Consider the following 20,830-nt stretch of genomic DNA (forward strand, 5'->3'; position numbering starts at 1 on the left):
GAGCCTAGAAGAGCCGATCAGCGCGCCACCATGAACCCTGAGTCCGGGTCAGGGTGTACCTGGCACCACCCCCAGTTGGGATCCGCACGCCACTGACTCGGAACGGCCGCACGGGGAGTCTTGTCAGTGTGACCGCGACCCACCTGCCGCACCGGCGGCTTCCAGGCGGCTCACAGTTTGGGGAGGGACCCTGATGACCATGCCGCAGCACTGTCCGACGCTGGACCTCGACCTCGACGACATGCCCCTGCTCGACGCCCCGTGGTCGGTGCGGTTCGGCCTGGGGACGAAGGGCCGGACCGCGCTCGAGGTCTACAACGCGGGCCTGCTGCTGGACATCCTGGTCGCCCGGCCGCTGGCCGCGGACCTGCTCAGGGGCGCCCGCCGGGCCTCGCCCAACGGGCGGCCCTCGGTGCTCGCCTGGGGGCATCTGCCACCCGACGGAGTGCCACCGGCGGTGGTCTGCTCGCAGCGGAACCACACCCGGAAGCCCGCCGAGGCGATCCCCGCCGCCGGAGCCTTCTGGCTGGCCACCCTGGAGGGCTGCTTCGACCGGGTCACGGTGACCCGCCGCGACGGTGCCAGCGAGCGGCTGCGGGTCCGCGCGGGGTGGTCGCGGTGAGCATCGCCCTCGGCACCGGGACGGGGACCGCGGCACCTACGCTCGCCCGCCCCGCGCTCACCCGGCCGACGCTCGCGCAGCCCGCGCTGCCCCGCCCCGACCTGGTCGGCCGCGCGCTGGTGTGGCTGGGCCTGGTGCTCGTGCCCTGGCTCGGCGTGCTGGCCGCCTCCGGCGCGTGGAACTGGGTCGGTCTGGATTCGTTGGAGGCGGCCGGTCTGGTCGTCACCGGCCTGCTGCTGCGCCGGGCCGACCCGCGGCACTGCCTCACCGCCGCGGGCACCGCGATGCTGCTGCTCACCGACGCCTGGTTCGACGTGACCACCGCTGCCCCGGGCCAGGCGCTGGCACTCGCCGTCGCCATGGCGGTGCTGGCCGAGCTGCCGCTGGCCTACCTCTGCGCGCGACTGGCGCTGCGCTCACTGCCCAGGGCCTGACGATCCTGACGACGGGCCTCAGCACGGCGAACCGCCCCCGTACCGGAGTCGATCCGGAACGGGGGCGGTTCGTTGTCAGCCGTCGTTCAGCTGTGCGGCTGTCAGCAGCCGAGCAGCTTGCCGGCCAGGAAGCCCTCGACCTGGTCCAGCGAGATCCGCTGCTGCTCCATGGTGTCGCGCTCGCGGACGGTCACCGCGTTGTCGTCCAGGCTGTCGAAGTCGACGGTGATGCAGAACGGCGTGCCGATCTCGTCCTGGCGGCGGTAGCGGCGGCCGATCGCACCGGCGTCGTCGAACTCGACGTTCCAGTGCTTGCGCAGGTCCGCGGCCAGACCGCGGGCCTTCGGCGAGAGCGCGGCGTTGCGCGACAGCGGCAGCACGGCGACCTTGACCGGCGCGAGCCTCGGGTCGAGGCGCATCACCACGCGCTTCTCCATGACGCCCTTGGCGTTGGGGGCCTCGTCCTCGCGGTAGGCGTCCAGCATGAACGCCAGCATCGCCCGGTTGACACCGGCCGCGGGCTCGATGACATAGGGGAACCAGCGCTCGTTGGACTCCTGGTCGAAGTACTTGAGGTCCTGGCCGGAGTGCTCGCTGTGCTGGGTCAGGTCGTAGTCGGTGCGGTTGGCGATGCCTTCCAGCTCGCCGAACTCGTTGCCGCCGAAGTTGAAGCGGTACTCGATGTCGACCGTGCGCTTGGCGTAGTGGGAGAGCTTCTCCTTGGCGTGCTCGTAGAAGCGCAGGTTCTCCTCACGGATGCCGAGGTCGGTGTACCAGTTCCAGCGCTCCTGCAGCCAGTACTCGTGCCACTTCTCGTCCTCGCCCGGCTTGACGAAGAACTCCATCTCCATCTGCTCGAACTCGCGGGTGCGGAAGATGAAGTTGCCGGGGGTGATCTCGTTGCGGAAGCTCTTGCCGGTCTGGGCGATGCCGAACGGGGGCTTCTTGCGCGAGGTCTGCTGCACGGCGGCGAAGTTGATGAAGATGCCCTGCGCGGTCTCCGGGCGCAGGTACGCCAGGCCGGCCGGGTCGTCCGCGTTGAACGCGCCCAGGTGCGTCTGCAGCATGCCGGACATCGGCTTGGGCGTGGTGAAGCCGCCCTTGTTGCCGCAGTTGGGGCAGTTGACGTCGGCGAGGCCGTTGGCCGGGACGTGGCCGTGCTTGGCCTCGTAGGCCTCCTCCAGGTGGTCGGCGCGGTAGCGCTTGTGACAGGAGGTGCACTCGGTCAGCGGGTCGCTGAAGGTCGCGACATGGCCGCTGGCCTCCCAGACCTCGCGGGCGAGGATGACGGACGAGTCGAGGCCGACAACGTCCTCACGGCTGGTGACCATGTTGCGCCACCACTGCCGCTTGATGTTCTCCTTCAGCTCGACACCCAGCGGCCCGTAGTCCCAGGCGGCCTTCTGGCCGCCGTAGATCTCGCTGCAGGGATAGACGAAGCCACGGCGCTTGCTCAGGCTGACGATGGTGTCGATCTTGTCGGCGGCCACAGTGCTCTCTTCAGTACGACGAATGCGGTCAGTGATGGATTTCATTGCACGCGGGGCGCGTCACGGCCATGGGAACGGGACCGGAGGACGCGACCGAATACCTCAGGTTACCGGTGCCGACGGCGGGGGTTTCACATCCATTGCGGCGACCGGGCTCTGACCGGGTTCCAGAACGGATTCAGCGGCAGAATTTGACAATGGTTTCCATTATAGGTGAACATAGTTTTCATGAGGAGCCGGCGCGTGCACGCGCCGCGGAGCCGCCGGCGGCTGGCACAATGGCGGGGCCACCCTTGTTCGAAAGCCCGCCCCTGAGGAGCCCCGGTGACGTCGTCGCACGCGCAGCAGGCAGCAACGCAGCCGTCGTCCCCCACCGCCGCCCCCGCGCCGGCCCGGTCGACGCGGCAGCGGACGGCGGTGTCGTCGCTGCTCGCCGAGGTCGACGACTTCCGCAGCGCGCAGGAGCTGCACGATCTGCTGAAGCACCGGGGGGACTCGGTCGGGCTCACCACCGTCTACCGCACGCTCCAGTCGCTGGCCGACGCCGGTGAGATCGACGTCCTCCGGACGAACGACGGCGAAGCGGTCTACCGACGGTGCAGCAGTGGGCACCACCACCACCTGGTCTGCAGGTCCTGCGGCCGGACGGTCGAGGTGGAGGGGCCGGCCGTGGAGCGGTGGGCCGAGGTGGTCGCTCGCGACAACGGGTTCGTGGACGTGGCCCACACGCTGGAGATCTTCGGGACGTGTGCTGAGTGTGCGGCGGCGTCGTCGAAGTAAGGGCCGCCCGCTGCCGGGGTTGCCCGCCGTCTGCGGGCTCTACCACCGTGCTTGGCCTGTCGCGCAGTTCCCCGCGCCCCCATCTGGTTGCAACTGAGCCGGTCGCACGACTCAGGGGCGCGGGGAACTGCGCGAACATCAGCCGCCCGCCGGCGTAGAGCCCCTCGCGCGACACTCACCCCTGCTTCGGGAGGACCACCTCGTTGGGGAGTGCTCCGCCGTAGCGACGGTCCCGCGAGGCGAACTCCTCGCACGCGCGCCACAGGTCGCGGCGGTCGAAGTCCGGCCACAGCACGTCCTGGAAGACCATCTCCGCGTACGCCGACTGCCAGAGCAGGAAGTTGGAGGTCCGCTGCTCCCCGCTGGGGCGGATGAACAGGTCCACGTCCGGCATGTCGGGGTGGTACATGTACTTGGCGAGGGTCTTCTCATTGACCTTCTTGGGGTCCAGCTTCCCCGAGGCGACGTCCGCCGCCAGCGCCGCCGCCGCGTCGGCGATCTCGGCGCGGCCGCCGTAGTTGACGCACATGTAGAGGGTCATCGCGTCGTTGTCGCGGGTCATCTCCTCCGCGACCTGGAGCTCCTGCACCACGCTCTTCCAGAGCTTCGGCATCCGCCCGGCCCAGCGGATGCGGATCCCCATCTCGTTCATCTCGTCCCGGCGGCGGTGGATCACGTCGCGGTTGAAGTTCATCAGGAAGCGGACCTCGTCCGGCGACCGCTTCCAGTTCTCGGTGGAGAAGGCGTAGAGCGAGAGGTTCTTGACGCCCAGCTCGATGCAGCCCTTGAGCACGTCCAGGACGACGCTCTCGCCGACCTTGTGGCCCTCGGTCCGCGGCAGGCCGCGCTCCTTGGCCCAGCGGCCGTTGCCGTCCATCACGACGGCCACATGCTCGGGGACCAGCTCGCCCGGGATCTTGGGCGGCTGGGCGCCACTGGGGTGGGGGGACGGCGGCAGGTACGCGCGCTGCCGACCGCCGCCGAAGAGACCGCGCCGTGCTGTTGCCATGAGCTCTCTGTTCTCCAACTCAACGATCGACGTACCGGAGCGAGCGAAGCCCCCGCTCCAGGTGCCACTGGACGTACGCCGCGACCAGGCCACTGCCCTCGCGGGCGTGGCGGGGCTCGGTCGCGTCCGCGGTCTCCCAGTCGCCGGACAGCAGCGCGCCCAGCAGTACCAGTGTCTCAGGGGAGGGTACGACACTGCCGGGCACGCGGCAGTCGGGGCAGAGCGCCCCACCGGTCTGCACCGAGAAGAAGCGGTTGGGGCCCGGTATCCCGCACTTGGCGCAGTCGCCGAACGACGGTGCGTAACCGTTCACCGAGAGCGACCGCAGCAGGAAGGCGTCCAGCACCAGCGGTGAGTCGTGCTCGCCGGTGGCGAGTGTCCGCAGCGCGCCGATCAGCAGCAGGTACTGCTGGACCGCGGGCTCGCCCTCGTTCTCGGTGAAGCGCTCGGCGGTCTCCAGCATCGCCGTGGCGGCGGTGTAGCGGCCGTAGTCGTCGACGATCCGGCCGCCGTACGGGGTGATCGTCTCGACCTGGGTGCACAGCGCCAGATGGCGTCCGACCAGTTCCTCGCCCCGGGAGAAGAACTGCACGTCGACATGGGAGAAGGGCTCCAGCCGGGCGCCGAACTTGGACTTGGTGCGGCGCACTCCGCGGGCGACCGCGCGCACCCGGCCGTGCTGGCGGGTGAGCAGGGTGATGATGCGGTCCGCCTCGCCCAGCTTCTGGGTCCGGAGCACCACCCCGTCGTCGCGGAACAGACTCATGCCCGCCATTGTCGCGCACGACTCCGACAATCCGGGACGGTCGGCCCGACTGCGGAAGGCCTCAGGAGTGCGGCTGCCGGGTGGCCGCGGCCAGCGTGGCGTCGATCTCCGCCGGGGTGAGCTTGAGGCAGCGCCCTGCGGCGCGGAGCACCTCGCGCTCGGTCGGGCGGTACGGGCCGTCGGCGAGGGCGACCAGGGCGCCCTGGGTGAGCAGCCGCTCCCGTCCCGGGCCGGCCAGGTGCGGTGCCAGCGGCTCCAGCGCGGTGTGCAGCTCGACCGCCAGGCCGCTGCCGCAGCCGTACAGCTCGACCAGGTCCTCGTCGCCGCCGGTGAGCGCGGCGAGGGCGGCCAGCACCTGGGGCTCGTCCAGCTCCGGGTAGCCGGCTTCGTGGATCACGCCGAGGGCGGTGTCCCGGGTGCCGCGGGCGGTGCCGCCGGCCGCGAGCACGGCCAGGACGACGGTGTACTGGGCGGTGCGCAGCATCGCCAGCAGGTTGCTGGAGGTGGGCCGCTCCAGGGCGTCCAGGCCGTAGCGGGCCCGGCAGGCGGTGCACTGCAGGCTGGTCCCGGCGTCGCCGACCGGCAGCAGCGGCAGGCCGAGCACCCGCAGCCATCTGCGGCCGCCCTGGCGGCGGTAGTTGCGGTCGCCGCCGCAGCCCGGGCAGAAGAACTCCCCGAGCGACTCGGTCCGCCAACGGGCCCGGAGCTCGACCAGCTTGGGGGCCACCAGCATCGTCACGGCACACTCCCCTGCCTGCGGCACCGACTCCACTGTCGGTTGCACCGATGCTGCCATGCGCGATGACGCCCTGTCAGTACCCCGGGCGGCTGCCGGATCAGAAATTTGTGTCGAAGATCACCGAACCCCGCTGCTGTGCAGCGGGGTTCGGTGATCTTCGGGCCGCGGGCGACCCTGCGGCGACACGGGTGTCAGCCTCGGTGCGCCCGGTTGACGGCGCTGACGACGGCCTTGATCGAGGCCCGGACGATGCTGGTGTCGATGCCGACGCCCCACAGCACCTGGCCGTCCACGGCGCACTCCCAGTAGGAGGCGGCCTGGGCGCCGGAGCCCTGGCTCAGCGTGTGCTCGACGTAGTCCAGCAGCCTGGCGTCGACGCCGATGGAGGCCAGCGCGCCGAAGAAGGCGTCCAGCGGACCGTCGCCGGTGCCGGACAGCTCGACCGCCGAACCGTCCACCACGGCCTGGACGGTGATGGTGTCCTTGCCCTCGGCGGTGGTGTCGGTGGCGTAGGCGCCCAGCTGGATCCGGCCCCAGGGGGCGTCCGGGGTGGGCAGGTACTCGTCCTCGAAGGTGGACCAGATCTCGGCCGGGGTGACCTCCCCGCCCTCGGTGTCGGTCTTGGCCTGGATGATCTTCGAGAACTCGATCTGCATCCGGCGCGGCAGGTCCAGCTTGTGGTCGTTCTTCAGGACGTAGGCGATACCGCCCTTGCCGGACTGGGAGTTGACCCGGATCACGGCCTCGTAGGAGCGGCCGACGTCCTTGGGGTCGATCGGCAGGTAGGGCACGCCCCAGGTGTGCTCGCCGACCGGGTGCCCGGCTGCGGCGGCGTCGGCCTCCAGCGCGTCGAAGCCCTTCTTGATGGCGTCCTGGTGGGAGCCGGAGAAGGACGTGTAGACCAGGTCGCCGGCGTAGGGGTGGCGCTCGGGGACGACCATCTGGTTGCAGTACTCGTACGTGCGACGGATCTCGTCGATGTCCGAGAAGTCGATCATCGGGTCCACGCCCTGGGAGAACAGGTTCATCCCGACGTTGACCAGGTCCAGGTTGCCGGTCCGCTCGCCCTGCCCGAACAGGCAGCCCTCGACCCGGTCGGCGCCGGCCATCACGGCCAGCTCGGCGGAGGCCACACCGGTGCCGCGGTCGTTGTGCGGGTGGGTGGACAGGGCGATGAACTCGCGGCGGGACAGGTTCCGCGACATCCACTCGATCTTGTCGGCGTAGACGTTGGGAGTGGAACGCTCCACCGTGGTGGGCAGGTTGAGGATGATCTCGCGGCCCTCGGCGGGCTGCCAGACGCCCATCACCGCCTCGCAGACCTCCAGCGCGAAGTCCAGCTCGGTGTCGATGAAGATCTCCGGCGAGTACTGGTAGCCGAAGACGGTGTCCTCGGTCAGCATCTTCTCGGCGTACTCCATCACCAGCCGGGTGCCGTCGACAGCGATGTTCCTGATGTCGTCCCTGGAGCCCTTGAAGACCACCCGGCGGAACAGCGGCGAGGTGGCGTTGTACAGGTGCACGGTCGCCCGCGGCGCCCCCACGACGGACTCCACCGTGCGGGCGATCAGGTCCTCGCGGGCCTGGGTCAGCACGCTGATGGTGACGTCCTCCGGGATCGCGCCCTCCTCGACGATGGAGCGGACGAAGTCGAAGTCGGTCGCGCCGGAGGAGGGGAAGCCGACCTCGATCTCCTTGTAGCCCATCCGCACCAGCAGGTCGAACATCGCCCGCTTGCGCGCCGGGGACATCGGGTCGATCAGGGCCTGGTTGCCGTCCCGCAGGTCCGTGGACAGCCAGCGCGGGGCCTTGGTGATGACCTTGGACGGCCAGGTGCGGTCCGGCAGGTCCACCGTGCCGAAGGGTACGTAGCGCTGGAACGGCATACCGGACGGCTGCTGGCGCACAGTCGCGGCGGTGACAGGGGTGGGCCGCTCATGGAAAGGCGTGTCGGACATGGGGTTCATGCTCCCTCAGAGGCTCGGGCGGAAGAAACCGACGACCGACGACTGCGGCGTGTCTCCTGTAGAAAGCGCACAGCACAGCTCCCCGCGGCGAGGGAGTCGGCCTTGTGAGTACTACAGGCCCTCGCCGCGGCAGCTAAGAAGAAGCAGCCGGGTACGCATGATTCGTCCACCCTAGCCCAGCCTTCCGCACAGCCACAGCAGAACCCGGGGGTATTCCGCCCTTTGAGACGGGGCAAAGGTCCCGACGTATTGAGCCGAGTACTGACACAACGTTGTTGTTGTGGCACTTTGGGTCACATGACAGCACCCGTCTTCTGCGGCATCGTCCCCCCGCACATCCTCGAACACCTGGTCGCGCACGCCGAGGACGACGACGTCCGGCAGGCGGCGGAGCGCTCACTGGCCCTGGACGCCCTCAACCGCGCGCACCGCGCCGAGGCGGCGCCGCCGGAGCGGGAGGGCGTCGTCGGGCAGCGCGCCGTGGACACCGCGGACCGCACCATCAGTGACGACCACCACACCCAGCGGCTGCCGGGCCGGGTGGTCCGCACCGAGGGCGGCGCGCCGGTCCCCGACCAGACCGTCGACCGCGCCTACGACGGCCTCGGCGCGACCTTCGACTTCTACCTCGCCGCCTACTCCCGGCACTCCATCGACGGGCAGGGGCTGCCGCTGGACGCGACCGTGCACTACGGCCAGCAGTACGACAACGCCTTCTGGAACGGCGAGCGCATGATCTTCGGCGACGGGGACGGCAAGCTGTTCAACGACTTCACGGTCTCGGTGGACGTGATCGGGCACGAACTGACCCACGGGGTGACGCAGTACAGCGCGAATCTCGACTACCAGGACCAGTCCGGCGCGCTCAACGAGTCGGTCTCGGACGTCTTCGGCTCGCTGGTCAAGCAGTACGCCCTCAAGCAGACGGCGGACCAGGCGGACTGGCTCATCGGCGCGGGGTTGCTCGCGCCGGGCGTGCACGGGGTCGCCCTGCGCTCCATGAAGGCCCCCGGCACCGCGTACGACGACCCGAACCTGGGGAAGGACCCGCAGCCGGCCACGATGGCCGGGTACGTCGCCACCAGCGACGACAACGGCGGCGTCCACCTCAACTCGGGCATCCCCAACCATGCCTTCTACCTGGCGGCGACCGCGATCGGCGGCTTCGCCTGGGAGAAGGCCGGGCAGATCTGGTACGACGTGCTGACGGGCGGAACCCTGTCCGCGTCGGCGGATTTCGCGGCCTTCGCGGCGGCTACGGTGGCGGCGGCGTACGCCCGCTACGGGGAGGGGGCCGAGGTGTCCGCGGTGCAGGAGGCATGGGTGCAGGTGGGGGTCACCGCGCACAGCTGAGCACAGCGGGTGGCCGGTGCTCGCGCAGTTCCCCGCGCCCCTGGACGGGGCGCGGGGAACTGCGCGAACGGTAACCATGCAGATGGGCAACCCCCCTGGCCGAACAGTCACCGTGTGCCGCACACTGGCAACCATGCGTATCCAGGTGACCCGTTCCGGCGGCCTCATGGGCCTCCCGCGGAAGTCCGTGCTGGACACCGAGGGGCGCCCGGACTCCCCGCACATCCACGCGCTGGCGCGCGAAGCCCTGGGAGCCTGCACCCGGTCGCCGACCTTCGGAGTGCCGGACGGCTTCCACTACACCATCAGCATCGACGGCCGGACCGCCGGCCACTGCGCCGACCCGCAGCTGACGGACAGCCAGCGCGACCTGATCGCGCTGGTGCTGACCCAGGGTCAGTAGCGGGGCCCCCGGGTCAGAAGCCCAGCTTGCGCAGCTGCTTGGGGTCGCGCTGCCAGTCCTTGGCGACCTTGACGTGCAGGTCCAGGAAGACCGGTGTGCCCAGCAGCGCCTCGATCTGCTGGCGGGCGACCGTGCCCACGTGCTTCAGCCTGGCGCCCTTCGAGCCGATGACGATGGCCTTCTGGCTCTGCCGCTCGATGTAGACATTGGCGTGGATGTCCAGCAGCGGCTTGCCCTCCGGGCGCCCCTCGCGCGGCAGCATCTCCTCGACCACCACGGCCAGCGAGTGCGGCAGCTCGTCCCGCACGCCCTCCAGCGCGGCCTCGCGGATCAGCTCGGCGACCATGATCTGCTCGGGCTCGTCGGTGAGGTCGCCCTCCGGGTAGAGCAGCGGGCCCTCCGGGAGCAGCGGCACCAGCAGGTCCGCGAGCAGCTCCACCTGGGTGTTGGCCACCGCCGACACCGGGATGATCTCGGCCCACTCGAAGCCCAGCTCCGCGCCCAGCTGGGAGATGGCGATCAGCTGCTCGGCGAGCCTCTTGGAGTCCACCAGGTCGGTCTTGGTGACGATGGCGACCTTGGGGGTGCGCTTGATCCCGGCGAGCTCCTTGGCGATGAACTTGTCGCCGGGGCCGAGCTTCTGGTCGGCGGGCAGGCAGAAGCCGATCACGTCGACCTCGGCCCAGGTCGCGCGCACCACGTCGTTGAGCCGCTCGCCCAGCAGGGTGCGCGGCTTGTGCAGCCCGGGGGTGTCCACCAGGATCAGCTGGGCGTCGGGGCGGTGCACGATGCCCCGGACGGTGTGCCGGGTGGTCTGCGGGCGGTCGGAGGTGATCGCCACCTTGGTGCCGACCAGGGCGTTGGTGAGGGTGGACTTCCCCGCGTTGGGGCGCCCGACGAAGCAGGCGAAGCCCGACCGGTGCGGGCGGGCCCCCAGAGGGGCGTCGTCGGCGACAGCGGAGGCGGGCCTGGCGGACTGCTGGGTGGGGCGAGAGCTCATGCGGACCATTCTCCCCTATCCAGGAAGCCCGCGAGGTCAGCGCAGACCGCTCATGGGCGCCGGTTCACGGCGGTCAGGTCGATGTCGATCGGAAAGGGTACCTGGAGCGTGAGGTGCTCCCGGAAGATTCCCATCGCCACGTACGAGCGGGTGGCCTGCTCCAACTCGAAGACATGCACGACAGGCAGGCCCCCCTCGTTCTCCACCCGCCAGAAATGCGCAATCCCGGCCTTGGCGTACTTGACCGGTTTGATGTCCAGGTCGCGGGCCTCGGAGTCCGGGGAGACCACCTCGACAGCCAGGACCACATCGCCGGGCACGAACGAAGTCTGCTCCGACGAGGTCAGCGCCTCAGCCTTGATGACCAGCAGGTCAGGCTCCGGGCGGTTCCGCGGTCCGAGGGTGACCGTCATCTCGCGCCGGACGTCGAGCTCCTCGGGGGCCGTCCGGAACAGGCCGAGTTGGAGCAGCAGCATGGCCCGATCGTGAAAGGCGGTCTGCGGACTCATGAACACCAGGCTCCCGTCGAGCAGCTCCGTGTGCGGAGGCAGGTTGGGAAGCCGGTCGAGGTCGTCGGCGGTCCAGCCGTCCCGGGGCGGGACAGGCCAGGAGATCTCAGGATCGACGGACATTGGTGCTCCCATGGGAAGGATCCTTGCCGACAGGTCCAGCGTACCCACCGTGGTTTCCTGATCACTCACCCGAACGAGGGGCGTACGCGCACTACTTCCGCTTGAACAGTGAGCCGATGCCCCCCACCACGGTGAACAGGGCCACGATGATCGAGGCCGCGAGCCAGCCCGGGTTCCGGTGCTCCTGCCAGTGCCCCATTCCCATGAGCACGAAGAGCACCCCCGCTATGAAACCCACACCCCCCACGGGCACCCCTCCCCTAGACCCCACAGATCCCCACCATCCCGGTGCGCGGGACGTCCGCCCCGACCCTAGCCGGGCCGGAGCGGATGGCAAGACCGTCGATCAGCTCGCGGGCACGGTCAGCCGCAGGGTGCCGTCGGGGCCGGCCAGCAGCACCGGGGTGCCCGCGCCGCCCAGGTCCCGCACGGCGGCGAGGTCGTCCGCGGCGACCGCCTCGGCCGCGCTGACCACGGCCGCCGCCTCCAGCCCCTTCGCGCCGCTGGCCACGGCCATGGCCACCGCCGTCCGCACCGCGCTGAGCTGCAGCGACTCCAGCGCGACCGTCCCGGCGACGTAGGTGCGCCCGGTCTCGTCACGTACCGCCGCACCCTCGGCGACGCCGTTGCGGGCGCGGACGGACCGCGCCAGGGTGATGATCTTCTTGTCCTCGGGATCGATGGGATCCACCGGAGCCTTGGAGGCCGCCTCGTCGCTCATGCGTCCGAGGATAAGGCCCGGTCCGGCCGCCGACCCGCCTCCCCCACCCTCCGCACCGCGGACCGCACGCCGGGTACCCAGCCGACCGCACCGTCGACAGACGTTGATAAACCCCCGCCTCCCTGCATAGCGTGCGCGGCATGACGACTCATCGGATCGGCGTGATGTACGACCGCGACTGGGCACCGGAGGGGCTGCTGCCGTTCGCCCGGGACGTGGAGGCGTTGGGGGTCGACGACCTGTGGGTGGTCGAGGACCTGGGGTGGACCGGCTCGATCGCGTCGGCCTCCGCCGCGCTCGCGGTGACCGAGCGGCTGCGGGTCGGCATCGGGATCACACCGGCGCCGCTGCGCAGTCCGGCGCTGCTGGCGATGGAACTGGCCGCGGTGGCGCGGATGTTCCCCGGACGGTTGACCGCGGGGGTCGGCCACGGGGTGCGGGAGTGGATGGAGCAGGTGGGGGTCGCGCCGCGCAGTCCGCTGGCGCTGCTGGAGGAGACCCTGCAGGCCGTCCAGGGGCTGCTGCGCGGCGAGGAGGTGACCGTCCGGGGGCGGGAGGTCAGCCTGGACGGCGTGCGGCTCGTACATCCCCCCGCGGTGCTGCCGCAGCTGCTGGCCGGGGTGGTGCGGCCGCGCTCCCTGGAGCTGGCGGGGCGCGTCGCCGACGGGGCGATCATCGCCGAGGGCCACGGCCCCGACGATCTGTCAGCCGCCATGCAGCACATGCTGAAGGCCCGCGACGCCAAGGCCGCCCGGCCCAACCTCACCGTGTTCGCCTTCCTCTGCGTCGACGACGACCCGCAGCGGCTGCGCGGCACCGTCGGCCCCGCGCTGGACGGGCACGCCGCCTGGCTGGGCCGCGCCCCCGAGGACGTGTTCGCCGCGGCCGGCCCCGCCCCCACCGCCGCCACCCGGGTCCGGGAGCTGTGGGCGGCGGGGGCCGACACCGTGGTGCTGCGGGCGGTCGGCCCCGAGCCGTTCCGGCAGATCGAGGCGGCCGTCAGGGAACTGCGCGGCTGAGCGGACCCGTGCTGCGGCCGCGGGTCAGCGCCGCAGCCGGCGCAGCGCCAGCTCGGCCAGCAGGGCCGCGCCGTCGGCGAGGACGGAGTCGGCGAAGGCGGCCTCCGGCGAGTGGTTGTACGGGGCGGTCCCCGGGTCCAGACCGTCCACGCAGGCGCCGAGGAAGAAGTAGCCGGAGGGGATCTGCTCGGCGACGTAGGAGAAGTCCTCCGCCCCGGCGAGGGGCTGCTCCATCGTCGTCCAGCGGTCCTCGCCGAGCAGGTCCTTCACGGTCGCCTCGACGAACGCGGTCTCCCCCGCGTCGTTCACGGTGACCGGGTACAGGTCGCCGAAGACGGCGTCGATCTGCAGGCCGTGGGCCTCGGCGACCCCGCGGACCACCCGCAGCGACTCCTCCCGCACCCGTTCCCGCGCCTCCGGGGAGAAGGAGCGGACCGTGGTCTCGAAGAAGGCGTCGTCCGGAATGACGTTGTTGATGGTCCCGGCGCGCAGCAGTCCGGTCGTCAGCACCACCGGGTCGAAGACGCTGAAGCGGCGGGTCACCATGGTCTGCAGCGCCAGCACCGCCTCGCAGGCCGCCGGGACCGGGTCCAGCGCGGCGGACGGGACCGAGCCGTGGCCGCCGTGCCCGCGCATGGTGACGGTGAGGGTGTCGGCTGCCGCCATGATCGTCCCCGGGCGTCCGAGGACCTGCCCCTGCGGCATCGCCGAGGAGACATGGAGCGCGTAGGCGGCGACCGGGGTGCTGCCGGAGGCGGCCAGCAGCCCCTCGTCCAGCATCACCTTGGCGCCGCCGTAGCCCTCCTCCCCCGGCTGGAACATGAACACCACGTCGCCGGCGATCTGCTCGCGCCGCTCGCAGAGCAGCCGGACCGCCCCCAGCAGCGCCGCCACATGCAGGTCGTGCCCGCAGGCGTGCATCACCCCCGGGACGGCCGAGGCGAACGGCAGTCCGCTGGTCTCCTGGACCGGCAACGCGTCCATGTCCCCGCGCAGCAGCACGGTCGGGCCCTCCCCGGCACCGCCGCGCAGCACCGCGGTGACCGAGCCGAGCTTCTCCCCCAGGGTGATCTCCAGCGGCAGCCCGGCCAGCGCGGCGACCACCTTGGCCTGGGTGCGCGGGAGTTCCAGGCCGATCTCGGGGTCCTGGTGCACGGCGTGCCGCAGGGCGACGAGCTCGGGCTGGAGCCGGGCGGCGGATTCGAGCAGGGACGGCAGGGGCGGCAGGGCCGCAGTCGAGGTCATGGGGTCAGCCCTATCATCCGACCGTCGCACCGGTCACTACCCGCACTGCCGCAGGCGCGGATGTGCGCGGTGACGGTGGGCGCGGCCAACCTCGCCACCCACCTGAAAGTCCGTCATCTCCCGGAACTGCGACGGCTGGAGCAGGAGCCGTGGGCCGGCCGATGGACGGAGGGGGACGCAGCGACGGCTACGTCCCCCTCGACCCGTGGACCCCCGCCCCGTGGATCCCCGAGGCAGAGGCCGCTACCGCGCCTCCGCCGCCGGTTCCGGACCACTGAGCCGGCCCAGCGCCAGTTCGGCCAGCAGGGCCGCGCCGTCGCCCAGCACCGCGTCGTCGAAGAGGGCCTCCGGCGAGTGGTTGTAGGCGGCCGTGAAGGGGTTCAGGTCGGGCGGGCAGGCGCCGAGCATGAAGTAGGCCGAGGGGACGTGGTCGCCGACCACCGCGAAGTCCTCGGACCCGGCCACCGGACGCGGCATCTCGATGTAGCGGTCCTTGCCCAGCAGCCCCTGGGCCGTCTCGGCGACATAGGCGGCCTGGTCGGGATCGTTGACGGTGACCGGGTAGCCCTCCTCGGCCACGGCCTCGACGGTCATTCCGTGCGCCTCGCCGACGCCGCGCACCACCGCGGGCGCCTCCGCCAGCACCCGCTCCCGCGCCTCGGGCGAGAAGGAGCGGATGGTCGCCTCGAAGACCGCCTCGTCGGGGATGACATTGCCGACCGTGCCCGCGTGGAAGCTGCCGACGGTCACCACCACCGGGTCGAAGGCGTCGAAGCGGCGGGTCACCATGGTCTGCAGCGCGGTCACCGCCTCGCAGGCGGCCGGGACCGGGTCCAGCGCCAGGTGCGGGCTGGAGCCGTGGCCGCCCCGGCCGCGCACGGTCACCTTCATGCTGTCCGCCGCCGCCATGATCGGCCCCGGCCGGGTGGCGACCCAGCCGTGCGGCAGCACCGAGGCACCGACGTGCAGGGCGTACGCGGCGACCGGCAGCTCGCCGGAGGCGGTGAGCACACCCTCCTCGATCATGATCCGGGCGCCGTCACTGCCCTCCTCGCCCGGCTGGAACATGAACACCACGCTCCCGGCCAGCTCCTCGCGCCGCTCGCAGAGCATCCGCACGGCGCCCACAAGGCCGGCGGTGTGCAGGTCGTGGCCGCAGGCGTGCATGACCCCCGGGATCTTCGAGGCGTACGGCAGGCCGCTGGTCTCCTGCACCGGCAGGGCGTCCAGGTCCGCGCGGAGCAGCACGGTCGGTCCCGGCCGCGCCCCGCGCAGCACCGCGGTCACCGAGCTGAGCCGCTTGCCGAGGCTGATCTCCAGCGGCAGCCCGTCCAGCGCGGCCAGCACCTTGGCCTGGGTCAACGGCAGGTCCAGCCCGATCTCGGGCTCCTGGTGCAGGGCCCGGCGCAGCGCCACCAGCTCGGGCTGGAGCAGGGCGGCGGACTCGCGGAGCCCGGTACGGCGGGGGTGTGCTGCCTCGGACGGCTGTGCTTCCTTCGTCATGGCGCCTCCTCAGGGGTGGGAGCCCCATCCTCGCCACCGGCGGGCCCCTCGGCCGGGAGGTGCAAGGATCCGCCGGTACGTGGCGCCCCGCCGCAGGGATCCGCCGTCAGCCGGCGACCTGCCGCAGCGATCCGCGCCGCCCCTCGGGCGAGGCCAGCCAGACCAGCTTCTCGGCGGTGTCCCCGCCGGGGGCCGGGTTGTGCAGCACGATGGTGAGGTCGGGCCGCTCCGGGACCTTCAGCTGGGTGCTCTCGAACCACAGCTCGCCCACCAGCGGGTGCTTGATCCCCTTGGCCCGCTGCCCCGGCGGGCGGACGTCGCCGCGCGCCCACAGCTCGGCGAACAGCGGACTCCGCGTCACCAGTTCGTCGGTGATCGCCCGGAAGCCCTCGTCCTCCGGGTAGTCCGCCGCACAGGACCGGTACTCGGCCGCGACCAGCGCCGCGTCCTCCTCCCAACTCTGGTGCCGTCCCCGGTAGATCGGGTTGGTGAAGTAGCTGACCAGGCAGTTGCGGCACTGGTTGTTGAAGTCGAAGATCGTCGCGCTGGCCTCGTTGAAGACGATGTTGTTCCAGTAGCGGTCGATGATGTTGGCCGGGAACGGCATCCAGGAGTCGATGATCCGGGTCAGCCCCTCCGACACCGGCGTCTCGCCCTCGCTCCGGCTGGGCCGCTGCAGCGGCGGGTTCAGCCCGGCCAGGACGTAGAGGTGGCGGCGCTCGGGCTCGTCCAGCAGCAGTACCCGGGCCACCGAGTCCAGCACCTGCCCGGAGACGGTGATGTCGCGCCCCTGCTCCAGCCACTGGTACCAGGAGACGCCGACCCCGGCCAGTACGGCGACCTCCTCGCGGCGCAGCCCCGGCGTGCGGCGCCGGGCGCCGCCGTCCGGGAGCCCGGCCTGGGCCGGGCTCACCCTGGCCCGACGGTTCATCAGGAACTCACGAAGATCCGCCCTGCGGTGGGCATCGGCGCTGGTGTTGGCCGCGTTCGCCGGCGTAGCCACGGGCTCCCCCTCCCTGGTGGTCGTACCAACAGCATAAGCACACTCTCTCCAGCCCCACGGAGATCACCGAACTATGGACGCATGGCAATCGAAACCACGGCAGCACCCACCGCCTCCCGCACCGCGGGGGTCGACGATCCGACAGCGGCGAAGCTGTCCGTCCGGGCCCGACTGGTCCTCTTCCTGCTCTGCGCCGCCCAGTTCGCGGTGGCGCTGGACTTCTCCATCCTGAACATCGCCCTGCCCACGCTGGGCCGGGACCTGCACATGACGCAGGCCAACCTGCAGTGGGGGATGACCGCGTTCGCGCTCCCCTCCGGCGGCTTCCTGCTGCTGTTCGGCCGGATCGCCGACACGGTGGGGCGCCGGAAGATCTTCATCGCCGGGCTGAGCCTGTTCACCGCCTCCTCGGTACTGGCCACGCTGGCCTGGTCGCCGGCCGCGTTCCTGGCCGGACGGGCCCTGCAGGGGGTGGGCGCGGCCGCGATCGTCCCGGCCGGGATGGCGCTGCTGACCACCACCTTCAAGGAGGGCCGGGAGCGGGACCGCGCGCTGGGCATCATGGGCAGCCTGATGGCCCTGGGCTTCACCTTCGGCATGGTCCTGGGCGGCGTCCTCACCGAGACCCTGACCTGGCGTTCCACCATGGCACTCAATGTCGTCATGGGACTGCTGGTACTGGTCGGCGCGCCGCTGCTGCTGACCGAGTCGCGGAACGAGGTCCGGCAGCGGATCGACGTGCCCGGTGCGATCACCGTCACCGGGGGGCTGCTGGCGCTGATCTACGGTCTGTCCACGGCGGCGCAGTCCGGGTTCGGCGACGCATCGGTGATCGGCGCGCTGGTGGCGGCGGTGCTGCTGCTGGGCGGGTTCATCGTGATCGAATCGCGGACCGAGCAGCCGCTGGTCTCGCTGCGGATCCTGCGCCGCCCGAGTGTGGCCTTCGGCAACCTGGGCGGGCTGACCACCTTCTCGATGATGACCGCCGTGGTCTTCCTGGGGACGCTGTACCTCCAGCAGGTCAACGGGCTGTCGCCGGTGTCCACCGGGCTGATCTTCGGAGTGATGGGCATCGTCTGCGCGATCACCGGCAATGTGGCCCCCCGGGTGGTGGCCCGGATCGGCTCGGTGCGGACCCTGGTGGGCGGGCTGCTGCTGCAGGGGGCGCTCACCGCAGTGCTGCTGACGATCAGTCATGGCAGCGGGGGGACCTGGGTGTTCACCGTCGCCGCGTCGCTGGCCGCGGTGGGGCACCTCTCGGCGATCGTCGCCTACAGCGTGACCGCGACGTCGGGTCTGCCCAACGATGAGCAGGGGCTGGCGACGGGGCTGGTCACCACGACCCAGCAGGTGGGGATGACGGTGGGGATCCCGCTGCTCAGCGCGGTCGCCTCAGCGCGGAGCGATGCTCTGCGCTCAGCCGGGCACACGGTCGCTGACGCGACGTTGGGCGGGGTCCGGGTCGGCGTCGGGGTCGACGCGGTGCTGATCGTCGCGCTGGCGGTGGTGGTGGGGTTCGGGCTGCGCAAGCGCCCTGGGCAGTGACCGCAGCACCAACGGGGGCGCGGGGAGCTGTTCGGGCGGTGCTCTACCCCGGTGGAGGGCTGGTCGCGCAGTTCCCCGCGCTTCTATCGGGCTGCAACCGACCCACCGTGGGCAAGGTGCACCTAGCTACCCCGCGCCGCTCGCGGTGCTGCGACTTGCCCGGAGTGGGTGAGTTGCAGGCCCTTGGGGGCGCGGGGAACTGCGCGACCAGCCCCCTACGGTCCGCACCGTCAGTCCGACTCCGGCCGTTCCTCCTCGTCGCCGTCCTCCCGCAGCACCGGCTCGACCAGGAGCGTGCCGATGCGGTTGCGGCGGCCGGCCGTGCTCTCGGCCGTGAGGCGGATCCCGCTGATCGGGAGGGCGTCGTCCTCCGGCACCGGGACCTCGACGCCGGAGCCCGGGATGGGGACCCTCCCCAGGGCCTTCGCCAGCAACCCGCCGACGGTCTCGACGTCTTCGTCCTCCAGTTCGATGCCGAAGAGCTCCCCCAACTCCTCGACCGGAAGCCGCGCGGTAACGCGGAACGCGCCGTGGTCCAACTGCTCCACCGGAGGGGCCTCCCGGTCGTACTCGTCGGTGATCTCGCCGACGATCTCCTCCAGGATGTCCTCGATGGTGACCAGCCCGGCCGTGCCGCCGTACTCGTCGATGACCACGGCGACATGGATCCGGTCGCGCTGCATCTCCCGCAGCAGGTCCGCCACCGGCTTGCTGTCCGGGACGTAGGTGGCCTGCCGCATCACCGCGCCGACCGGCTCGTTCTCGGCGTCGCGGTTCACGTGGGTGCGCCGGACCAGGTCCTTGAGGTAGACGATGCCGACCACGTCGTCCTCGTTCTCGCCGACCACCGGCATCCGCGAGAACCCGCTGCGCAGCGCCAGGGTGAGCGCCTGCCGGACGGTCTTCTCCCGTTCGATCATCACCAGGTCGGTGCGGGGCACCATCACCTCGCGGACGATGGTGTCGCCCAGCTCGAAGACCGAGTGCACCATCCGGCGCTCCTCGTCCTCGATCAGCGAGTCCTTCTCGGCGAGGTCGACCAGCGCGCGCAGCTCCGCCTCCGAGGCGAAGGGGCCCTCGCGGAAGCCCTTGCCGGGGGTGAGCGCGTTGCCGAGCAGGATCAGCAGCCGCGGGATCGGGCCGAGGATCCGGTTCAGCGGCAGCAGGACCACGGACGCGGCGGTGGACACGTTCATCGGGTGCTGGCGCCCGATGGTACGCGGCGAGACGCCGACGGCGACGTAGGAGACCAGCACCATGGCGCCGATGGCGACCAGCAGCGCGGCCCAGGTCGAGTCGAAGGTGCGGACGCAGACCACGGTCACCAGGACGGCCGCGGCCATCTCACAGGTGACCCGGATCAGCGTCGCCAGATTCAGGTAGCGGATCGGCTCCGCCGCCATGGTGAGCATGCCCTTGGCCCCGCGCCGCCCGTGCCGGACGGCCTCCTCGGCGCGGAACCGGGACACCCGGGAGATGGCCGCCTCGGCGCAGGCCGCCAGCCAGGCGAACACCACCAGCAGGACTGCCAGGACCAGGAACCCGGTACTGCTGCCACTCATTCCGGTGCCCGCTTATCGGGTCGTGGGGGCCGGGGACGGCCCCGTCTCGCCGCGGGCGGCGCGCCAGTCGTCCAGGATCCGCTTCTGCAGCCCGAACATCTCGCGCTCCTCGTCCGGGTCCTCGTGGTCGTACCCGAGTACGTGCAGCACCCCGTGGACGGTGAGCAGCTGCAGCTCGGCGTCCATCGAGTGGCCGTTGGCCTCGCCCTGGGCGGTGGCCACCTCGGGGCACAGCACGATGTCGCCGAGCAGGCCCTGCGGCAGCTCCTCGTCCTCCTTGCCGGGACGGAGCTCGTCCATCGGGAACGACATCACGTCGGTGGGTCCGGGCTCGTCCATCCACTGGATGTGCAGCGCCTCCATGGCCTCCGCGTCCACGACGATGAGGGAGAGCTCGGAGAGCGGGTGGATGCGCATCCGGTCCAGGGCGAAGCGGGCGATGTCCAGGATCGCCTGCTCGTCCACCTCCGTGCCGGACTCGTTGTTGATGTCGATCGACATGGGGAGCTCGGATCTCAGCTTTCGTTGCGTCGGGGCTTGCGAGGGGCCTGACCGTTGGCGCCCTGCGCCGCGTCGTACTGCCCGTAGGCGTCGACGATCTTTCCGACCAGCTTGTGGCGGACCACGTCCTGACTGGTCAGACGGGAGAAGTGAATGTCATCCACATCATCCAGGATCTCCTGGACGATCTTCAGCCCGCTGGTGGTCCCGCCCGGCAGGTCGATCTGGGTGACGTCACCGGTCACCACGATCTTGGAGTTGAACCCCAGCCGGGTCAGGAACATCTTCATCTGCTCGGCGCTGGTGTTCTGCGCCTCGTCCAGAATGATGAACGCGTCGTTCAGGGTCCTGCCGCGCATATAAGCGAGCGGGGCGACCTCGATGGTGCCCGCGGCCATCAGGCGGGGGATGGAGTCGGGGTCGATCATGTCGTGCAGGGCGTCGTAGAGCGGACGCAGGTAGGGGTCGATCTTCTCGTAGAGGGTGCCGGGGAGGAAGCCGAGGCGCTCGCCCGCCTCTACGGCGGGGGGGGGGGG

At 71.0% G+C, this 20,830-nt stretch carries 22 protein-coding genes; 7 read left to right on the plus strand and 15 right to left on the minus strand.

Going from position 1 to position 20,830, the window contains the following annotated elements:
* Window positions 1-193 precede the first annotated feature (193 nt).
* Together TR46_RS19375 and TR46_RS19380 are read left to right on the plus strand one after the other, a co-directional pair.
* The gene (locus TR46_RS19375; protein WP_042402808.1) at window positions 194-622 is read left to right on the plus strand and encodes a hypothetical protein; all 429 of its coding nucleotides are present in this window, start codon (window positions 194-196) and stop codon (window positions 620-622) included.
* A complete protein-coding gene (locus TR46_RS19380) occupies window positions 619-1,056 on the plus strand; it encodes a hypothetical protein (RefSeq protein WP_201776421.1) in 438 nt (145 codons plus the stop codon). Before TR46_RS19375 ends, TR46_RS19380 begins: the two co-directional genes overlap by 4 nt.
* Window positions 1,057-1,157: 101 nt before the next feature.
* Here TR46_RS19380 and TR46_RS19385 read toward each other — a convergent pair whose 3' ends face one another.
* Entirely contained in the window at window positions 1,158-2,546 is a 1,389-nt protein-coding gene (locus TR46_RS19385) for a glycine--tRNA ligase (RefSeq protein ID WP_042402811.1), read from the minus strand.
* A 324-nt stretch (window positions 2,547-2,870) separates the two neighbouring features.
* Between TR46_RS19385 and TR46_RS19390 the strand changes: the two genes are divergently transcribed.
* Window positions 2,871-3,326 (plus strand): Fur family transcriptional regulator, encoded by a 456-nt coding sequence (locus TR46_RS19390; protein ID WP_084718729.1) that lies wholly within the window; start codon window positions 2,871-2,873, stop codon window positions 3,324-3,326.
* Window positions 3,327-3,501: 175 nt separating this feature from the next.
* Here the strand turns inward: TR46_RS19390 and TR46_RS19395 are convergent, their stop codons facing one another.
* From TR46_RS19395 to leuA, 4 genes are all read right to left on the minus strand, one after another.
* Complete coding sequence (locus TR46_RS19395) at window positions 3,502-4,335, minus strand: isoprenyl transferase (protein WP_042402815.1); 834 nt, start codon at window positions 4,333-4,335, stop codon at window positions 3,502-3,504.
* A 19-nt stretch (window positions 4,336-4,354) separates the two neighbouring features.
* The gene (gene recO / locus TR46_RS19400; RefSeq protein WP_201776422.1) at window positions 4,355-5,101 is read right to left on the minus strand and encodes a DNA repair protein RecO; all 747 of its coding nucleotides are present in this window, start codon (window positions 5,099-5,101) and stop codon (window positions 4,355-4,357) included.
* A gap of 61 nt (window positions 5,102-5,162) precedes the next feature.
* Entirely contained in the window at window positions 5,163-5,834 is a 672-nt protein-coding gene (locus TR46_RS19405) for a TerB family tellurite resistance protein (protein ID WP_152626576.1), read from the minus strand.
* A gap of 197 nt (window positions 5,835-6,031) precedes the next feature.
* Window positions 6,032-7,807 (minus strand): 2-isopropylmalate synthase, encoded by a 1,776-nt coding sequence (gene leuA, locus TR46_RS19410; protein WP_439654370.1) that lies wholly within the window; start codon window positions 7,805-7,807, stop codon window positions 6,032-6,034.
* 297 nt (window positions 7,808-8,104) lie between these two features.
* Here leuA and TR46_RS19415 point away from each other — a divergent pair, with 297 nt between their 5' ends.
* Both TR46_RS19415 and TR46_RS19420 read left to right on the plus strand, forming a co-directional pair.
* The gene (locus TR46_RS19415; protein ID WP_042402822.1) at window positions 8,105-9,160 is read left to right on the plus strand and encodes a M4 family metallopeptidase; all 1,056 of its coding nucleotides are present in this window, start codon (window positions 8,105-8,107) and stop codon (window positions 9,158-9,160) included.
* Window positions 9,161-9,293: 133 nt separating this feature from the next.
* Window positions 9,294-9,563 carry a protealysin inhibitor emfourin gene (locus TR46_RS19420; RefSeq protein ID WP_042402824.1) on the plus strand — a complete coding sequence of 90 codons (270 nt, stop codon included), beginning with the start codon at window positions 9,294-9,296 and terminating at the stop codon, window positions 9,561-9,563.
* 13 nt (window positions 9,564-9,576) lie between these two features.
* Here TR46_RS19420 and era read toward each other — a convergent pair whose 3' ends face one another.
* The 4 genes from era to TR46_RS19435 all read right to left on the minus strand — a co-directional run bounded on the left by era (window position 9,577) and on the right by TR46_RS19435 (window position 11,916).
* Window positions 9,577-10,572: a GTPase Era gene (gene era / locus TR46_RS19425; protein WP_042402828.1), complete on the minus strand. Its 996-nt coding sequence runs from the start codon at window positions 10,570-10,572 to the stop codon at window positions 9,577-9,579.
* Window positions 10,573-10,613: 41 nt separating this feature from the next.
* Window positions 10,614-11,207, minus strand: a complete 594-nt coding sequence (locus TR46_RS19430; protein ID WP_236655393.1) for a Uma2 family endonuclease — start codon at window positions 11,205-11,207, stop codon at window positions 10,614-10,616.
* Window positions 11,208-11,286: 79 nt separating this feature from the next.
* A complete protein-coding gene (locus TR46_RS42410; protein ID WP_161790159.1) occupies window positions 11,287-11,433 on the minus strand; it encodes a hypothetical protein in 147 nt (48 codons plus the stop codon).
* 108 nt (window positions 11,434-11,541) lie between these two features.
* Window positions 11,542-11,916, minus strand: coding sequence for a cytidine deaminase-like protein (locus TR46_RS19435; protein ID WP_042402834.1), 375 nt, complete (start codon window positions 11,914-11,916; stop codon window positions 11,542-11,544).
* A gap of 140 nt (window positions 11,917-12,056) precedes the next feature.
* Here TR46_RS19435 and TR46_RS19440 point away from each other — a divergent pair, with 140 nt between their 5' ends.
* A complete protein-coding gene (locus TR46_RS19440) occupies window positions 12,057-12,935 on the plus strand; it encodes an LLM class flavin-dependent oxidoreductase (RefSeq protein ID WP_042402837.1) in 879 nt (292 codons plus the stop codon).
* A 24-nt stretch (window positions 12,936-12,959) separates the two neighbouring features.
* Here TR46_RS19440 and TR46_RS19445 read toward each other — a convergent pair whose 3' ends face one another.
* The 3 genes from TR46_RS19445 to TR46_RS19455 all read right to left on the minus strand — a co-directional run bounded on the left by TR46_RS19445 (window position 12,960) and on the right by TR46_RS19455 (window position 16,686).
* Window positions 12,960-14,180, minus strand: coding sequence for a M20 metallopeptidase family protein (locus TR46_RS19445; RefSeq protein WP_042402840.1), 1,221 nt, complete (start codon window positions 14,178-14,180; stop codon window positions 12,960-12,962).
* A 243-nt stretch (window positions 14,181-14,423) separates the two neighbouring features.
* On the minus strand, window positions 14,424-15,683 hold the full coding sequence (locus TR46_RS19450; protein WP_052432932.1) for a M20 metallopeptidase family protein: 1,260 nt from the start codon (window positions 15,681-15,683) through the stop codon (window positions 14,424-14,426).
* A gap of 106 nt (window positions 15,684-15,789) precedes the next feature.
* Complete coding sequence (locus TR46_RS19455; RefSeq protein ID WP_439654371.1) at window positions 15,790-16,686, minus strand: helix-turn-helix transcriptional regulator; 897 nt, start codon at window positions 16,684-16,686, stop codon at window positions 15,790-15,792.
* An 81-nt stretch (window positions 16,687-16,767) separates the two neighbouring features.
* Here TR46_RS19455 and TR46_RS19460 point away from each other — a divergent pair, with 81 nt between their 5' ends.
* Complete coding sequence (locus tag TR46_RS19460; RefSeq protein WP_042402842.1) at window positions 16,768-18,231, plus strand: MFS transporter; 1,464 nt, start codon at window positions 16,768-16,770, stop codon at window positions 18,229-18,231.
* A gap of 230 nt (window positions 18,232-18,461) precedes the next feature.
* Here the strand turns inward: TR46_RS19460 and TR46_RS19465 are convergent, their stop codons facing one another.
* The 3 genes from TR46_RS19465 to TR46_RS44325 form a co-directional block, all read right to left on the minus strand.
* Entirely contained in the window at window positions 18,462-19,793 is a 1,332-nt protein-coding gene (locus tag TR46_RS19465; protein ID WP_042402845.1) for a hemolysin family protein, read from the minus strand.
* Window positions 19,794-19,805: 12 nt separating this feature from the next.
* On the minus strand, window positions 19,806-20,294 hold the full coding sequence (ybeY, locus tag TR46_RS19470) for an rRNA maturation RNase YbeY (RefSeq protein WP_042402848.1): 489 nt from the start codon (window positions 20,292-20,294) through the stop codon (window positions 19,806-19,808).
* Window positions 20,295-20,308: 14 nt separating this feature from the next.
* The coding region (locus TR46_RS44325; protein ID WP_236655394.1) for a PhoH family protein at window positions 20,309-20,830 on the minus strand (522 nt) is incomplete at its 5' end.

It is taken from the genome of Streptacidiphilus carbonis (genome assembly GCF_000787775.1).
Taxonomy (GTDB): Bacteria; Actinomycetota; Actinomycetes; order Streptomycetales; family Streptomycetaceae; genus Streptacidiphilus; species Streptacidiphilus carbonis.

What these genes read in the sequence shown, in the direction of transcription:
- TR46_RS19375 (WP_042402808.1), top strand. Translation starts at nt 194, where the DNA reads ATGACCATGCCGCAGCACTGTCCGACGCTGGACCTCGACCTCGACGAC.
- TR46_RS19395 (WP_042402815.1), bottom strand. Translation starts at nt 4,335, where the DNA reads ATGGCAACAGCACGGCGCGGTCTCTTCGGCGGCGGTCGGCAGCGCGCG.
- recO (WP_201776422.1), bottom strand. Translation starts at nt 5,101, where the DNA reads ATGAGTCTGTTCCGCGACGACGGGGTGGTGCTCCGGACCCAGAAGCTG.
- TR46_RS19405 (WP_152626576.1), bottom strand. Translation starts at nt 5,834, where the DNA reads ATGCTGGTGGCCCCCAAGCTGGTCGAGCTCCGGGCCCGTTGGCGGACC.
- leuA (WP_439654370.1), bottom strand. Translation starts at nt 7,807, where the DNA reads ATGAACCCCATGTCCGACACGCCTTTCCATGAGCGGCCCACCCCTGTC.
- TR46_RS19415 (WP_042402822.1), top strand. Translation starts at nt 8,105, where the DNA reads ATGACAGCACCCGTCTTCTGCGGCATCGTCCCCCCGCACATCCTCGAA.
- TR46_RS19420 (WP_042402824.1), top strand. Translation starts at nt 9,294, where the DNA reads ATGCGTATCCAGGTGACCCGTTCCGGCGGCCTCATGGGCCTCCCGCGG.
- era (WP_042402828.1), bottom strand. Translation starts at nt 10,572, where the DNA reads ATGGTCCGCATGAGCTCTCGCCCCACCCAGCAGTCCGCCAGGCCCGCC.
- TR46_RS19430 (WP_236655393.1), bottom strand. Translation starts at nt 11,207, where the DNA reads ATGGGAGCACCAATGTCCGTCGATCCTGAGATCTCCTGGCCTGTCCCG.
- TR46_RS19435 (WP_042402834.1), bottom strand. Translation starts at nt 11,916, where the DNA reads ATGAGCGACGAGGCGGCCTCCAAGGCTCCGGTGGATCCCATCGATCCC.
- TR46_RS19440 (WP_042402837.1), top strand. Translation starts at nt 12,057, where the DNA reads ATGACGACTCATCGGATCGGCGTGATGTACGACCGCGACTGGGCACCG.
- TR46_RS19445 (WP_042402840.1), bottom strand. Translation starts at nt 14,180, where the DNA reads ATGACCTCGACTGCGGCCCTGCCGCCCCTGCCGTCCCTGCTCGAATCC.
- TR46_RS19450 (WP_052432932.1), bottom strand. Translation starts at nt 15,683, where the DNA reads ATGACGAAGGAAGCACAGCCGTCCGAGGCAGCACACCCCCGCCGTACC.
- TR46_RS19460 (WP_042402842.1), top strand. Translation starts at nt 16,768, where the DNA reads ATGGCAATCGAAACCACGGCAGCACCCACCGCCTCCCGCACCGCGGGG.
- TR46_RS19465 (WP_042402845.1), bottom strand. Translation starts at nt 19,793, where the DNA reads ATGAGTGGCAGCAGTACCGGGTTCCTGGTCCTGGCAGTCCTGCTGGTG.
- ybeY (WP_042402848.1), bottom strand. Translation starts at nt 20,294, where the DNA reads ATGTCGATCGACATCAACAACGAGTCCGGCACGGAGGTGGACGAGCAG.